At 59.7% G+C, this 14,524-nt stretch carries 16 protein-coding genes; all 16 read right to left on the bottom strand.

Annotation, left to right across the window (positions count from 1 at the left end; all coding sequences use genetic code 11):
- A partial coding sequence (locus ABEV74_RS02750) for a hypothetical protein (protein WP_430143264.1) occupies positions 1-303 on the bottom strand: 303 nt, incomplete at its 3' end.
- Positions 258-836 (bottom strand): histidine phosphatase family protein, encoded by a 579-nt coding sequence (locus tag ABEV74_RS02745; protein ID WP_062496787.1) that lies wholly within the window; start codon positions 834-836, stop codon positions 258-260. The genes ABEV74_RS02745 and ABEV74_RS02750, both read right to left, overlap by 46 nt.
- Positions 837-887: 51 nt before the next feature.
- Positions 888-1,502 (bottom strand): anti-sigma factor, encoded by a 615-nt coding sequence (locus ABEV74_RS02740; protein WP_430143262.1) that lies wholly within the window; start codon positions 1,500-1,502, stop codon positions 888-890.
- The gene (locus ABEV74_RS02735) at positions 1,499-2,092 is read right to left on the bottom strand and encodes an RNA polymerase sigma factor (protein WP_213526994.1); all 594 of its coding nucleotides are present in this window, start codon (positions 2,090-2,092) and stop codon (positions 1,499-1,501) included. Before ABEV74_RS02735 ends, ABEV74_RS02740 begins: the two co-directional genes overlap by 4 nt.
- A gap of 440 nt (positions 2,093-2,532) precedes the next feature.
- Positions 2,533-3,624, bottom strand: coding sequence for a prephenate dehydrogenase (locus ABEV74_RS02730; RefSeq protein WP_430143260.1), 1,092 nt, complete (start codon positions 3,622-3,624; stop codon positions 2,533-2,535).
- Between the two features lie 3 nt (positions 3,625-3,627).
- Complete coding sequence (hisC, locus tag ABEV74_RS02725) at positions 3,628-4,725, bottom strand: histidinol-phosphate transaminase (RefSeq protein ID WP_062496785.1); 1,098 nt, start codon at positions 4,723-4,725, stop codon at positions 3,628-3,630.
- A 158-nt stretch (positions 4,726-4,883) separates the two neighbouring features.
- Positions 4,884-5,690, bottom strand: a complete 807-nt coding sequence (gene trpA / locus ABEV74_RS02720) for a tryptophan synthase subunit alpha (protein ID WP_430143258.1) — start codon at positions 5,688-5,690, stop codon at positions 4,884-4,886.
- Entirely contained in the window at positions 5,677-6,882 is a 1,206-nt protein-coding gene (gene trpB, locus ABEV74_RS02715; RefSeq protein WP_062492767.1) for a tryptophan synthase subunit beta, read from the bottom strand. The genes trpA and trpB overlap by 14 nt, the downstream gene beginning before the upstream one ends.
- Positions 6,879-7,547 (bottom strand): phosphoribosylanthranilate isomerase, encoded by a 669-nt coding sequence (locus tag ABEV74_RS02710; RefSeq protein ID WP_430143256.1) that lies wholly within the window; start codon positions 7,545-7,547, stop codon positions 6,879-6,881. Before ABEV74_RS02710 ends, trpB begins: the two co-directional genes overlap by 4 nt.
- Entirely contained in the window at positions 7,544-8,341 is a 798-nt protein-coding gene (gene trpC, locus ABEV74_RS02705; protein WP_430143254.1) for an indole-3-glycerol phosphate synthase TrpC, read from the bottom strand. Before trpC ends, ABEV74_RS02710 begins: the two co-directional genes overlap by 4 nt.
- Positions 8,331-9,371 carry an anthranilate phosphoribosyltransferase gene (gene trpD / locus ABEV74_RS02700; RefSeq protein ID WP_213526988.1) on the bottom strand — a complete coding sequence of 347 codons (1,041 nt, stop codon included), beginning with the start codon at positions 9,369-9,371 and terminating at the stop codon, positions 8,331-8,333. Before trpD ends, trpC begins: the two co-directional genes overlap by 11 nt.
- 5 nt (positions 9,372-9,376) lie before the next feature.
- On the bottom strand, positions 9,377-10,948 hold the full coding sequence (trpE, locus tag ABEV74_RS02695) for an anthranilate synthase component I (RefSeq protein WP_430143252.1): 1,572 nt from the start codon (positions 10,946-10,948) through the stop codon (positions 9,377-9,379).
- Positions 10,949-11,366: 418 nt separating this feature from the next.
- Positions 11,367-11,735, bottom strand: coding sequence for a chorismate mutase (gene aroH, locus ABEV74_RS02690; protein WP_062492762.1), 369 nt, complete (start codon positions 11,733-11,735; stop codon positions 11,367-11,369).
- A complete protein-coding gene (gene aroB / locus ABEV74_RS02685) occupies positions 11,732-12,835 on the bottom strand; it encodes a 3-dehydroquinate synthase (protein ID WP_430143250.1) in 1,104 nt (367 codons plus the stop codon). Before aroB ends, aroH begins: the two co-directional genes overlap by 4 nt.
- Before the next feature lies 1 nt (position 12,836).
- On the bottom strand, positions 12,837-14,006 hold the full coding sequence (aroC, locus tag ABEV74_RS02680) for a chorismate synthase (RefSeq protein ID WP_430143248.1): 1,170 nt from the start codon (positions 14,004-14,006) through the stop codon (positions 12,837-12,839).
- 305 nt (positions 14,007-14,311) lie between these two features.
- Entirely contained in the window at positions 14,312-14,479 is a 168-nt protein-coding gene (locus ABEV74_RS02675) for a hypothetical protein (RefSeq protein ID WP_160327793.1), read from the bottom strand.
- Positions 14,480-14,524 lie beyond the last annotated feature (45 nt).

Below are 14,524 nucleotides of genomic sequence, written 5' to 3'. Positions count from 1 at the left end.
TGTTTGATGCAACGCTAGTGGTATTATCGCAGAAATTTGAGCGTTCCGGCTTTTAATACCGGAAAAAAACTGCACTTTTGCAATATTGGTTTTGAGCCGGGTAAACTTATCGAATATCCCCTCGCACACCTCGCTGACAAATGAGCCCTGGGGTTCGCAACATTCAGGAACGAATTCAATTATATTACTGGTCTTCTTATGGTCTGCAGATAGAAAATGAATCTGAACATGTGAGACAGCCACCGACGGCGATGCCGTCAGCTTTCCAGATGCCTGGTGCAATTGTGCAAGTGCGAATGCCATTTGCCGTCCTGATATTCGAGAATCGAATAAGACATGTTCCCGATATGGCGAATCTCAAGATCCCCGTTCATGACGGCCATCATTTGAGCCAGAAAACTCCCGTGCGTGACGACGAGCAGCTTGCCGTCGGGCATGCGGCGCCTCCAGTCCGCCAGAAAGGCGGAAGCCCGCTCGCGCACCTCGCCGTCGCTTTCCTGGCCCAAATCGGCCGAGCGCCAGTCAGCCCCCCAGCGGGCAAGCCGCTCGGCTTCCGTCGTCCCTTCGGCGTCTCCGAAGCGCCGCTCGTTCAGCCTGGGATCGCTCGCCGGCGCAGGAAGGCGAAGCCTCTGCGCGATAATGCGCGCCGTTTCCGCGGCGCGCTGCAGCGTGCTCGCCACGACCGCCTCCCACTTCCATTCGTCCTGCGCGAGCCGTTCGGCCAGCGCGCGCGCTTGCGCGACTCCTGCCGCATTCAACGGAATATCCGTTTGTCCCTGTATTTTGCCCAGGGCATTCCAGTCCGTTTGACCGTGCCTGACCAAACCGATGAACACTTCGATGACGTTCCCCTTTCCATAACCGCCGCGCAATATTCTGGCCTGGAGTCAGCGCCGGGTGCGCGAAAGCCAGCCGAGCAAAAGCAGCGAAATGACGATTCCAAGCACGAGCAGCGCAATCCAGTACGTATATTCCGGCACTTCCGGCTCCACCTTGAGCACGATCGGGTCGCTCACGCTGGCTACCGGAATTTCGGAGTAGAACTTGGCGCTGATTACGCCGATTCCGTCCGCTGACGCATTCGCGGTTTCAAGCAGACCGGTCACTTGCTGAACCTGTCCGTTATCCGCGGTGTGCAAATCCGCGAACGCCAGGAAGAGCAGGCCGCATGCGAACAGCGCCGTCACACAGGCGACGATCGCCGCAGTGCGGCGCCGCACCTTGCGGGTGAATGTATAGCTTTTCTGCTGAACGGGCCTAAGCCATGCCTGCTCGCTGTAGATGCGCGCCATCACTGCGTTCCCGACATGCTCTCCCGGTCCGTCCGGTACATCGTCTTCCCCGAGACTGCGAATGGTCAACATACTTTCTTCCCACAGCCGAAATTGTTCGGCGCAATCCGGACAACCGGCAATATGGGCATCGGCCATGAGACGTTCGGGGGCGTCATTTGGCAAATCCCAATAAAAGGCTAGCGTCTTCTGGACATCCTGGCACTTCATCGCGTCTTCATCCCTTCATGTTCATCCAGCGGCGCATTGACGACATACGGCTCAAGCTGCGATCTGACGCTTACACGGGCCCGAAACAGAAGCGATTTGACGGAGCTGACCGTCTGCCCCAAAATGGCGGCGATTTCCTGATAATCCATCTGCTCGTATTCGCGCAGAATAAGAGCCGTTCGCTGCTTCTCCGGCAAATTATTAATAGCGGCCCTCACCATGGAAGCCCTCTCGCTTCGGAGCAGCGACTGCTCCGGAACGTACTCGGGCGGCGCCGCAGGCGAAAGGCCGGCTTCATCGAGAGATAATGTTCCGTTTTTCTGCTTGCGCAGTTCGCTGAGCACAGTATTTCGGGCAATGGTGTACAGCCACGTCGAGAAAGACGCATCCAATTCGCGAAACGATCGAAGGCTCCGGTACGCCTTGTAGAACGTCTCCGCGCAAAGGTCTTCCGCCATCATTTCAAGATGGGAACTTTTAAGCATCCGATAGATAAAGACGAATATTTTGCGCTGGTACCGTTTCATCAGTTCCGCAAACAGCTGCACGTTGCCGTCCTTTATTTCCCGTACGATCTGGGAATCCAACATAAACAGGCGAACCTCCTCACCTGCGCGGTCTTCCCAATCCGGTTATACCATCCTTTTACCGGCCGGGAAGCGAAAAGTTGCGGTGATCATCAAAAAACAAAGAAAGATTAATGAACGTTCGGACTGGAAACGCGAACGGCCAGCCATTATTTTACATAACGGGGCGTCTCATGGTATTGTATCATACAGTGCGGCCTAAAGGTTAAAATGAGATGATTCTTAGAATAGAAAAAAAAACCACCCCGAAGGGTGGCCGCACAACGTGCGATAATTTGGATAGGAGTGGAGAGAAACCATACCGTACCTCTATTATATGTATCCGTTTTCATCTTGTCAATAAGCGTTTTCATTTTTTCTGCCTGAAGCCGGCAAACCTGCTTCCCCTGCATGCCCTGCCGGCATGCGGGGGGAAACAGGTACCGGTTCCGGGGCTGCCGCCGTCAATAACGGGCCGTGTAGCCAAGCTCCTTCAGCGACGCGATCGCGTGATCGAGATCCTCCTGCGTCCGGAACGACAGCCGGAGCACGCCGGGAACCTCTTCCCTGCTTTCGATAATTTGCAAATTGCTCAGATTGATATGCCGGTTGCCCAGTTCCGTGGCAATGCGGCCGATAATGCCCGGATGATCCGGGACGTCGATATAACACTCGTAGATGGAATGGATCATGCCTTTGCGCCGTTCCGGCAACCGGCTGCGAAACTCGCCCGACATGCGGAACGCTTCTTCGATGCCCGCCGTGTCCGCCTGTTCCAGCATACGGATGAACCGGCCGGTCTCTTCGTTCCAGTCCCGCATCAGCCGCAGCAGCACTTCCCGGTTATGGATCAGAATGTCCCGCCACAGCGCCGGATCGCTCGAGGCAATGCGCGTAATGTCCCGGAAGCCTCCCGCCGCCAGCAGTTCGTACAAGCCGTTCTGCTCGTTGTAGCGCCGGATCTGGTTGACGAGCGCAACCGCGATAATATGCGGCAGATGGCTGATCGCCCCGACGATCTCGTCATGCTTCTCCGCATCGACGGTGACGATATGGGCCCGGGTATGCTTGAGCAGGTCCGTCAGCCGGGTCAGCGCTTCGGGCGGCGTCGACGGCTCCGGCGTCAATACGTAGAAGGCGTTCTCGAACAAAATCGAGGTCGCCGCCTCCACTCCCGTCCGTTCGGAACCGGCCATCGGATGGCCGCCGATAAAGACGGCATTGCGGTTCCCGAGCTTTCTCGCGCAGGCCGCGATCGACGCCTTCGTGCTGCCGACGTCGCTAATGATGCATCCGGGCTTCAAGTCGAATCCGGCGATCTGTTCGAGGTATGATTCAAGCTCCCCTACCGGCACGCATAAAAAGATAAAGTCCGCTTGCTCGGCCGCTTCCCGCATCGACGTCGTCGCCTCGTCCACAACGCCGCGGCTGACATATTTTTCGACAGAGGAACGGCGAACGGAATGGCCGACAACTTTCATGCCGGGCTTGCCCTTGAAGCATAAAGCGAGCGAACCGCCGATCAGTCCTACGCCGAAAATGGTAACGGTCGTCATCGGTTATCCGAGCACTGCAGCAGCCTGCAGCACTTCCTCCAGCGCTTTGATAAATTTCTCGTTCTGTTCCCTGCTGCCCACCGTAATCCGGATATGATGCGGATAGTGCGTCCACCGGGCGCGCGCGATGATGCCTTTGCGCAGCAACGCTTCGAACACTTGCTGCGACGGGAGCTTCACGTCGACCATCACGAAATTGCCGTACGGCGGGAAATAAGACAAACCCATCCGGTCGAATTCGCCGCACAGATAAGCGAGGCCTTCGGCATTGCGTTCCCGGCAGCTCCGTACGAACGCCTGGTCGGCGATCGCCGCCGCGGCCGCCGCCTGCCCCATCCGTGTCGTATTGAACGGCTCGCGGACCTGATTCACCGAACGGATCACATCGGGATGACCGATCGCGTAACCGACGCGCAGCGCTGCCAATCCGTATATTTTGGAAAAGGTGCGAAGCAGCACAAGGTTCCGGTACTCCTTCAGCATGGCCAGGCTGTCCGGATATTCCGGGGCGTTTATATACTCGCAGTAAGCTTCGTCCAGCACGACCAGGACGCTTGCCGGAACGCGCTTCATGAAGCTGTCCAGCTCCTCGCCTGTCACGATCGTGCCGGTCGGATTGTTCGGATTGCAGATCCAGATAATTTTGGTGCGCGGCGTCACCTTCGCCAGCATCGCTTCCAGATCGTGCTTTCCATCCTTGAGCGGCACCTCGATCACGCGGGCGTTCTCGATCTCGGAATTGTGCTTGTATTGCGGGAACGTTTCGTCCGCCATGATCGTCTCGTCCCCCGGAACGAGATACGCACGGGCGATCATCAGAATGACTTCGTCCGAACCTGCGCCGAAAATAAGCTGATCGCGCTCCACCCCGAGATGGCCGGCAACCGCGGCGGCCAGCTTCTGGCTCGCGCCGTCCGGATAAATGCTCGCATTGGCGATTTCCTCCATCATCGCCGCTTTCGCTTGCTCGGAACAGCCAAACGGATTTTCATTGGAAGCCAGCTTGATGACCTCCGTAAGCCCCAATTCCCGCTTGACGTCGTCTACCGGTTTGCCGGGCTGGTAAACGGGCAAGTGGACGATATTCTGTTTCGGTTGCATCGATGCTTCACCCCATAAGTTGACTAAAATCATCTTACATGAAGTCCATTGTCTCATATCTTTCCTTCATTTTAAAGTGCTTTCGCGCAAAAGAAAGCGGCCTCTTCCGAATAAGCCGGAAGAGGCCCGCTGCCGATGCGCCGGTCAGCCGCAAGCGATTAACCTTTCAACTCCCTGATAAATTCGCCGATGCGGGCGAGTCCCAGCTCGCGTTCCGCTTCGCTCGTAAGCTGCGGAATCGCCTCCTCGATCTGCCGAACGAGAGCGCTGCCGACGACAACGCCGTCGCACCATGCGCTGAAGCGCTCCACCTGCTCCCGGGTCGAGATGCCGAAGCCGATGGCGATCGGAACATTGGCGGCTTGCTTGACGCTTGCCAGAAATTGATCGATATCGCGATGAAAGTCCGAACGGACGCCGGTTACGCCAAGCGACGAGACGCAGTAGACGAAGCCGCGGGCATTCCCCGCGATGCGGGCGATCCGTTCGTTGGAAGTCGGCGCGACGAGCGGGATCAGATGGACGCCGGCCGCTTCCGCCCGGCTTCTGACTTCCCCGTCCTCTTCGATCGGCAAATCCGGGATGATCAGCCCGCTGATGTCCTTCGCCTTCACTTCTTCGAAAAACCGGTCGAGTCCGAACTGCAATACCGGATTGTAATAGGAGAATAAAATAAAGGGCAGTTCCACTCCGGCGCTGCGGGCGTCCGCCGCAGCCTGCATGCAGTGGGCGAGCGTGATGCGATGCTTGAGCGCCCGTTCCGAAGCGCGCTGGATGACCGGACCGTCGGCCAGCGGATCGGAATACGGAACGCCGAGCTCCACGATGTCGGCCCCCGCTTTCTCCAGCGTTTTAATAATTTCGATCGTGGTGCGAAGGTCCGGATCGCCGACGGTCAGAAACGGGATGAGCGCCGTTCCGCCTTTTTCTTTCAAGCGCGCGAATGCGGCGTCAATGCGATTCATGGCCGTTCCCTCCCAAATACCCCATAATGGATTCCACATCTTTATCGCCGCGTCCGGACAAGTTGACGACGATAATGCGGTCGGCGCCGAGCGTCGGGGCCAGCTTCATCGTATGCGCTATGGCATGGGCCGATTCGAGCGCCGGTATGATGCCTTCCGTACGCGACAGCAGCTGCAGCGCCTCGAGCGCTTCCGCATCGGTTGCCGGCACGTACTCGGCCCGGCCCGAATCTTTCAGGTACGCGTGCTCCGGTCCGATGCCCGGATAGTCGAGCCCGGCGGAAATCGAATGGGCCGGCAGCACCTGGCCGAATTCATCCTGCAGGACGTAGCTGAGCGAGCCCTGAAAGACGCCGGGGCGGCCTTTGGTCATCGTCGCCGCATGCTCCTGCGTATCGACGCCTTTGCCGGCCGCTTCGACGCCGATCAGCCGCACGCTCTCGTCGCCGATGAACGGATAAAAAATGCCGATCGCATTGCTTCCGCCGCCGACAGCCGCCACGACGAAGTCGGGCAGCCGTCCTGCTTCGGCGAGTATCTGCTCGCGCGCTTCATCGCCGATAATGCGCTGAAAATCGCGCACGATCATCGGATACGGATGCGGACCGGTCGCCGAGCCGAGAATATAGTACGTATCGTCGACATGGCTGACCCAGTAGCGCAGCGTTTCGTTGCAGGCGTCCTTCAGCGTCCGCGTTCCCGACAATACCGGGACGACCTCGGCTCCGAGCAGCCGCATCCGGAACACGTTGAGCTGCTGGCGTTTCATATCCTCTTCGCCCATAAACACTTTGCACTCCAGACCGAGCAGGGCGGCCACGGTGGCGGAGGCTACCCCGTGCTGCCCGGCCCCGGTTTCGGCAATGACTTTCGTCTTGCCCATACGCTTGGCCAGAACGGCCTGCCCGATCGTGTTGTTGATTTTATGCGCGCCGGTATGGTTCAAATCTTCCCGCTTCAAATAAATTTTGGCTCCGCCCAGATGCCGGGTCAGCCTTTCCGCATAATAGAGCGATGTCGGCCGTCCGGAATATTTTTGCAGCAGGTACCGGACCTCTTCTTTAAATGCAGGATCATTCGCATAATGGTGATACGCTTCTTCCAATTCAAGCAGTGCGTTCATCAGCGTTTCCGGCACGAAACGCCCGCCGAATCGGCCGAATCGGCCGTTTTCGTCCGGCACACGGTTCATCGACCCGTCACCCTTTCCACAAATTGTCTGATTTTGGCAAGGTCCTTGCGGCCGTCGGTCTCGACGCCGCTGGAAACGTCGACGCCGTCCGGCGCATAATCCCGCATCAGCTCGCCGATATTGTCCGGATGAAGGCCTCCGGCGGCGAACAGCGGAACGCCGATCGCCTTCGCGGCCTTATGATACAAGCGGAGCAGACGCCAATCGAACGGGCGGCCGGTACCGCCGCCCGCCGTATCGGCAAGCAGCGCGTCCACCGCCCCTTCGTACGGCTGCAGGCGGGTCGCCGCCGATCTTTCCGTCTCGTCCCCGGCGGCGGCGAACGCCTTCCATACGCCGACGGCCAGCTCTTCCTTCACGGCGCGGCAGAACGCCGGCGTTTCCCCGCCGTGCAGCTGCACAATATCGAGCGGCGCATGCCGCAGCACCGCCCGCAGTTCGTCCATCGACGGGTCGACGAACACGCCGACCGTTTTCGGCGGCAACCCGCCGCGCGCCCCGATCGTCCGCGCGGCCGCGATCAGTTCCGCCGCCGTCTCCGCGTCAACCCGCCTTTTGCTCGGGGCGAACACGAGTCCGATATGGGTGACCGGCATGCCGTCCAATCCGCGGACGGTTTCGGCGTCTTTCAGCCCGCATATTTTGATTGCGGCCGGCCCGTTCATGCCGCATCCACCGGACCCATCAGTTCCGCAACCGCCTCTCCGACATCCGGCTGCCGCATAAAATGCTCGCCGATCAGCACGCCCTGCGCGCCAAGCCCGCGCAAGTAGCTTATATCATCCCGCGAGGAAATTCCGCTTTCGCTAATGACGGCAATCCCTTCCGGCACGAGCGATATTAACCGCTCCGTCGTGCGCAGATCGGTTGCAAACGTGCGCAAATCGCGATTGTTGATCCCGATCAGCGTCGCCTTGCCGAGCTCCAGCACGGTCTCGAGCTCGCGCCGGTCGTGCACCTCGACGAGGACGTCCATGCCGAGCGCCCGGGCCCGGTCGTGCAATGCGGACAGCTCCGGCTTGCTCAGAATGGCGGCGATGAGCAGGATAGCATCGGCTCCGATGAGGCGAGCCTCGTCAATCTGCCGCTCATCAATTGTAAAATCTTTGCGCAAAAGGGGCAACCCGACCGATTGCCTGACCGCGCTCAAATCATCGTCCGACCCCTGGAAATATTCGCGGTCCGTCAATACGGATATGCAGTCCGCGCCCGCCGCCTCATACGCTTTCGCCAGCTTGACGGGATCAAAATCTTCGCGGATCAATCCTTTCGAAGGAGACGCCTTCTTCACCTCGGCGATAAGTCCTACCGGACGTTTCCGGCCCGACGTCAAAGCCCGCTCGAATCCGCGGCAGGGCGGCAGGCTTGCGATCCTCCGCTCCCATTCCGCAGCGTCATACCGGCTTGCCAGCGCTTCGACTTCCTTCTTCTTCGTGGCTACAATGCGATCAAGAAACATGCGCGACCTCTCCTGTCGTTTCAATCAGTTGCTGAAGCTTGGCGGACGCCAGCCCCGAATCGATCACTTCCTTCGCCCGTTCCACGCCTTCCCGCAGCGTGTCTGCGGCATCGCCCACATAGATGCAGGCTCCCGCATTGGCCAGCACGATGTCGCGGTAGGCGCCTTTCTGCTCGCCGGCAAATACCGAGCGGATGATGGCGGCGTTGACCGCCGCATCCCCGCCCAGCACTTCGCCGAGCGGATAGGTTCGAAGCCCCAGTTGTTCCGGAGTCAGATCGTACGTCCGCAACTGCCCGTCCCGCAGCTCGGAAATTTGGGTCGGCGCGGAAATGCTGATTTCGTCCAGACCGTCATGGCTGCTGACGACCATCGCCCGCTTCAGCCCAAGCTCCCGCAGCACGCCGGCCACCGTCTCCGTGCGCGAGCGGTCGTACAGGCCGAGCAGCTGACGGTCGGCGCCGGCCGGGTTGGTCAGCGGACCGAGCATGTTGAAGATCGTCCGTACGCCGAGTTCTTTCCGCGGCCCGGCGGCATGCTTGAGCGCCGGATGATAGAGCTGCGCGAACATGAAGCAGATGCCGATTTCGTCCAGACAGCGGGCAGCCTGTTCGGCGCTGAGCGCGATGTTGACGCCGAGCGCCTCCAGCACGTCGGCGCTGCCCGCTTTGCCGCTCATCGCGCGGTTGCCGTGCTTCGCCACCCGCACGCCGGCCGCCGCGGCGATAATCGCCGAAGCCGTCGAAATATTGAACTTGTGAATGCCGGAGCCGCCCGTCCCGCATGTGTCGAGCAACCCTTCGCGCTCGGTCGCCACCCGGTTCGACTTGCTGCGCATCACTTCGGCGAAGCCGGCGATTTCATCTACCGTTTCGCCTTTCATTCTGAGCGCCGTCACAATACCGGCAATCTGCGCGGAAGTCGCTTTGCCGCTCATTATAATTTCCATCACTTCGCGGGCTTCTTCGCGTGTCAGGTCGGTTCCGCTCATCATCGTCGCCAGCGCCCGCTGCATCGTCATCTTCTCCATATCGTTCAGCCTCTCCCTTCCCGCACATAAATATCGTAATCCGAATTAATGTCCGATACGGCTTCCGTCCGCGACCGCGCCGCGCCTCCGAACATCGCTTCCGCCGCGCGGATCGCTTTCAGCATGCCTTTCGCCTTGTTGACCGTTTCCGTATATTCGTTTTCCGGAACGGAATCCCATACGATGCCGGCTCCGGCCTGCACGTAGGCTCTTCCGTTCTTGAAAATGATCGTCCGGATCGTGATGCAGGTATCGAGCGTGCCGCCGAAGCCGAGATAGCCGATCGCGCCGGCATAGGCGCCCCGCGCTTCGTTCTCCAGCTCCGCAATAATTTCCATCGCCCGCAATTTCGGCGCGCCCGATACGGTGCCGGCCGGCAAGCACGAGATGAACGCGTCGAAAAAATCGCGGTCTTCCCGTAGCTTGCCGGACACGTTCGAGACAATGTGCATAACATGCGAATACCGCTCGATTTCCATATAGGCGTCGCAGCGGACCGTTCCGAACTCCGCTACCCGCCCGATATCGTTGCGTCCGAGATCGACGAGCATCAGATGCTCAGCCCGTTCCTTCTCGTCCGCCAGAAGCTCCCGCTCCAGCGCCGCATCCTCCTCCGGCGTGGCGCCGCGCGGCCGCGTTCCGGCGATCGGCCTCGTCTCGACCCGGTCACCGTTCACCTTGACGAGCGCTTCCGGAGACGTGCCGACGATCGTCTCCCCGCCAAGCTTGAGCACGTACATATAAGGCGACGGATTCATCGTCCGCAGCACGCGGTAGACGTCAAGAGGATCGGCCTCGGTTTCCACGCTGAAACGCTGCGAGAGCACCACCTGAAAGATGTCGCCGGCGCGGATGTACGCCTTCGCTTGTTCCACATTGGCGATAAACTGCTCGCGCGTGACGTTGGACTGCACATCGCCAAGCTCGGGGTCATCGGGCATTTTGCCCGCCGGCGCGGGCTGCGCGGCCGGCTGCCGCAGCCGCTCGATCGTCGCCTCAATGCGCCGCAGCGTCTCGCCGTAGGCGTCGGCGATTTGCGAATCCGACGCTCCCTCGGCAATATGAACGTTCCCGATCACATGGATTTGCTGCTTGAAATGGTCGAAGGCGATTACCTGATCGCAGAACATAAACTGCAAATCATCCATCTGCAGGTCGTCGAGGCGATGCGCCGGCAGCTTCTCGTAATATCGCAGCAGATCGTAGCCGAAGAAGCCGATCGCGCCGCCGGTAAACGGCGGCAGCTCCGGAAGCGCGGGGCTCCGGTAAGCGCGCAATCGCGCTTTGAGCAGCTCGATGGGCCGTTCTTTTACGATTTCTTCCGTTCCGTCTTTGGCCCTTAGCTTCATGATGCCGTTTTTCCCGCTGATCATCAGAAACGGGTCCGTGCCGATAAACGAATAACGTGCCCATTTTGCCCCGCCTTCCACACTTTCCAGAAGAAAAGCGTACTCCTCCCGGTAGGCGTGCAGAAACAGCCGAATCGGCGTTTCCGTATCCGCCATCAGCGTCCGCGACACCGGTATCAAATTGTACCGGTCCGCCATCCGGATGACGTTCTGCAATTCGTTGCGCATCGGAACCCACTCCTCGATCGAAAATAAAAAAGCGCTCCTGCCGAAGCAGAAACGCTTTGATTACGATGATGAAATCATATTCAGAGAGGATAAAACGAACAGGCCATCGCAACAAGGTCCGCATGCGCAAGCTGCCCCGCCGGCTCTGGCCGGCATCGTCCCGCGCTTATCTCTCGCGCCCTCATCCATGTCCGTTCGTATCGTCTTGTCTCCACTCGTCTCATCTCGTCTCATTGCGGCTTGCTTCGCTCAGCTCTGCTCTAACGCGCATCTGCAATCGCGCGTCTCATTCATGCATAATGCTTACAAACACCACTATACCGCAACGCCGCCATAACCGTCAACCCTTGAATCCGGCATTTTCACGGCGCCGTTCTCCCGACGGCATCCGATCCGCACCGGGTTCTCCCTTCCGTTCCTATGCTTTCGATAAATCGGGACGAAGCACCCGGGCGCCGCCCAAATATACATGACGAATCTGATCCTGGCTTTTGTCGGTATTGACCAGCACCATGAGCCGGATGCACTTCTCAAGGCTGCCTTTGACCGGCACTTCCAGCGCGCACATAAGCGGCACAAGCTCCCAGCCGGCCATCTGGCGAATCGCCCGGGCCGGAAACGCGGAATCGAGGTCATCGGTCACCGTAATGAAAACGCATCCTATATCTTCGGGCGATATGCCGTTTTCGGCCACGATTCGTTCGACCAGTTCGGCTGTCGCGTCCAAAATCGGGCGTTCCTCGTTCGCTTCCACCGTTATCGCGCCGCGAATCCCTCTTACATTCATAGACGATCGGCCTCCCGTTTCAATTCATCCACGATCTCCCGGACCATGGCGGCTGACACGTTCGGGTTCAGCTCGACTTTGCCGACAGCCGTCGGGACGACGAACAGCATCGTTCCTTCGGTGAATTTCTTGTCATGCATCATCGCTTTCATGATCGCGTCCGTCTCGTAATGGGACGGAATGGCGGTCGGCAAGCCGGCGGCAACAAGCAGCCGTTTCGTGACCTCGTACACCTCTTGCGGGGCGCCAAGGCGCACGCCAAGCCGGGCCGCGCCGACCATGCCGATGGCGATCGCTTCGCCGTGCAGCAGCTCCCCGTACCCCGCGACGGCCTCGAGCGCATGCCCGATCGTATGGCCGAGATTCAGAATGGCGCGCAGATCGTTCTCCCGCTCGTCGCGCGACACGACTTCGGCTTTAATGCCGCAGCCTTTGTACAGGGCGTAGCCGAGCGCATCGCGATCGAGGGAAAGCAGCTCGCGGATATGCTCCTCGCACCAGGAGACGAATTCCGCGTCCCAGATCAGACCTTCCTTGATGACTTCGGCCAGGCCTGCGCGCACCTCGCGCGGCGGGAGCGTTTTCAGCGTATCCAGATCGTACAGTACCAGCTCCGGCTGATGGAAAGCGCCGATGACGTTTTTGGCCAGCGGATGGTTGACCGCCACTTTGCCGCCCACGCTGCTGTCGTGCGCCAAAATCGTCGTCGGCATCTGGACGAACTTGATGCCGCGCATATAGGCCGCCGCCGCGAATCCGGCCAGATCCCCGACAACGCCCCCTCCGAGCGCCACGATCGCCGACTTGCGGTCCAGGCCCGCTTCAAGCGCGGCCGTCAGCAGCTTCTCGAACATCGCCAGCGACTTCGAGCTCTCCCCGCCGGGGACGACGACGCTTGTCGTCGCGTACCCCGCGTCCGCCAGCTGCCGCTCGAGCGGCGCCAGATAAAGCGGGGCGACCCGGTCGTCGGTGACGATCATAAGCGGGGATTTCGTGCCGATGCCGCGTTTTTTCAAAAATGAGGAGGCCTCTTTCAGGAGGCCTTCTCCGATATAAATAGGATAAGAGCGTTCGCCGAGTTCAACCGTCAGTTCGCGCATACTAATATCTCTCCACTTGAGCCAAATAATTATCGTAATTGGCGCGAATTTCCTCCATCGAATCGCCGCCGAATTTTTCCAGAAACGCCTTGGCCACTTCCCAGGTCACGACATGCTCCATGACGACGCTGGCTGCCGGCACCGCGCATGCATCCGAACGCTCGACCTGTGCCGTGAACGGCTCTTTCGTATCGATGTCGACGCTGCGCAGCGGCTTGTAGAGCGTCGGAATCGGCTTCATGACGCCGCGCACCACGATCGGCATGCCATTGGTCATCCCGCCCTCGAAGCCGCCGAGCCGGTTCGTCGCGCGGTAAAACCCGCGCCCTTGCTCGTACATGATCTCGTCATGCACTTGCGAGCCGCGAAGCGCGCCCGCTTCGAAGCCGATGCCGATCTCGCAGCCTTTAAACGCATTGATCGACACGACCGCCTGCGCGATTCGGCCGTCCAGCTTGCGGTCCCATTGCACATGGCTGCCGAGTCCGACCGGTACGCCTTCGACAATGCATTCCACGACGCCGCCGATCGAATCGCCGTCCGCCTTCGTCTGGTCGATCAGCTCCATCATCTGCCGCTCCGTCTCCTTGTCCACGACGCGAACCGGCGATTCCTCCGTCAGCCGGGCCAGCTCGTCAGCCGACAGATTGTTCGGGGGAGCTACGACGCTGCCGATGCGAATGACCTGTCCGGCCACCTTGATGCCGAATGCCGCGAGCAGCTGCCGGGCAACGGCGCCTACCGCGACGCGCGCCGCCGTCTCCCTTGCACTGGAGCGCTCCAGAACGTTGCGCAAATCTTTCAGATTGTATTTCAGCCCGCCGTTCAGGTCGGCATGGCCCGGACGGGGCCGGTGCACGCGCCGCTTCGCCTCTTCGCCGCCCTCGATCGGCTCGATATTCATGACCGATGTCCAATGCTTCCAGTCGTTGTTCTCCACGACGATCGCCACCGGCGCGCCGGTCGTCCGTCCGTGACGCACGCCGCCGACAATTTTCGCCGTATCCTTCTCGATCTGCATCCGGCGGCCGCGGCCATGTCCTTTCTGCCGCCGCTGCAGCTGAAAATTCAACTCCTCGAAATCAAGCTGCAAATTGCTCGGCAGCCCTTCGATAATCGCGGTCAATTGGGGACCGTGCGTTTCTCCCGCTGTCAAATATCGCAAACTCAAATTCGGTTCCTCCTTCAATTCCGGCAAGCGTAAACAGCTTCGCCGGTCCGGTCGCCTGACGAAGCTGTCGTTTCGCCAATCAACCGTCCCATTCGTTGGCGATTCCGCCCCAAAACATCTTTGCTCATTATAGTATAGCCCGCATCTTTTGACAAGAAAAGCCGGGCCCTGCAAGGCCCGGCCTGCGTCTGGCGAGCGCTTCCGCCGCATCCGCGGCATGACGGGAAACAAACGGCCGAAAGACGGCAAAAAAGCCGTCCGGAAACGACGGTTTCGGCGGACGGCCATTTTGAAATTCCGGGGCTTCAGCCGCCGGCGGGACGGCGCAGACGGCGGGCAGGCGGCTCCGCAAGCTGCGGATCGTCGACCAGCCTGGCGATCGTTCCGCTGTCGAGCCCAAGAATCTGCGCGCATTCCTGGACGCTGATGATGCCTCTCCGATATGCCGAAATAACTTTTCGTTTATCCATCATCCAACCTCCACAGGTTTCGGCTAGTACCTAGTATAGGAGAAGTTG

It is taken from the genome of Paenibacillus cisolokensis, assembly GCF_050481165.1.
Classification (GTDB): domain Bacteria; phylum Bacillota; class Bacilli; order Paenibacillales; family Paenibacillaceae; genus Paenibacillus_AH; species Paenibacillus_AH cisolokensis.
Note: the sequence above shows the minus strand (reverse complement) of the source record. Positions and strands in the feature narration are given on the sequence as shown.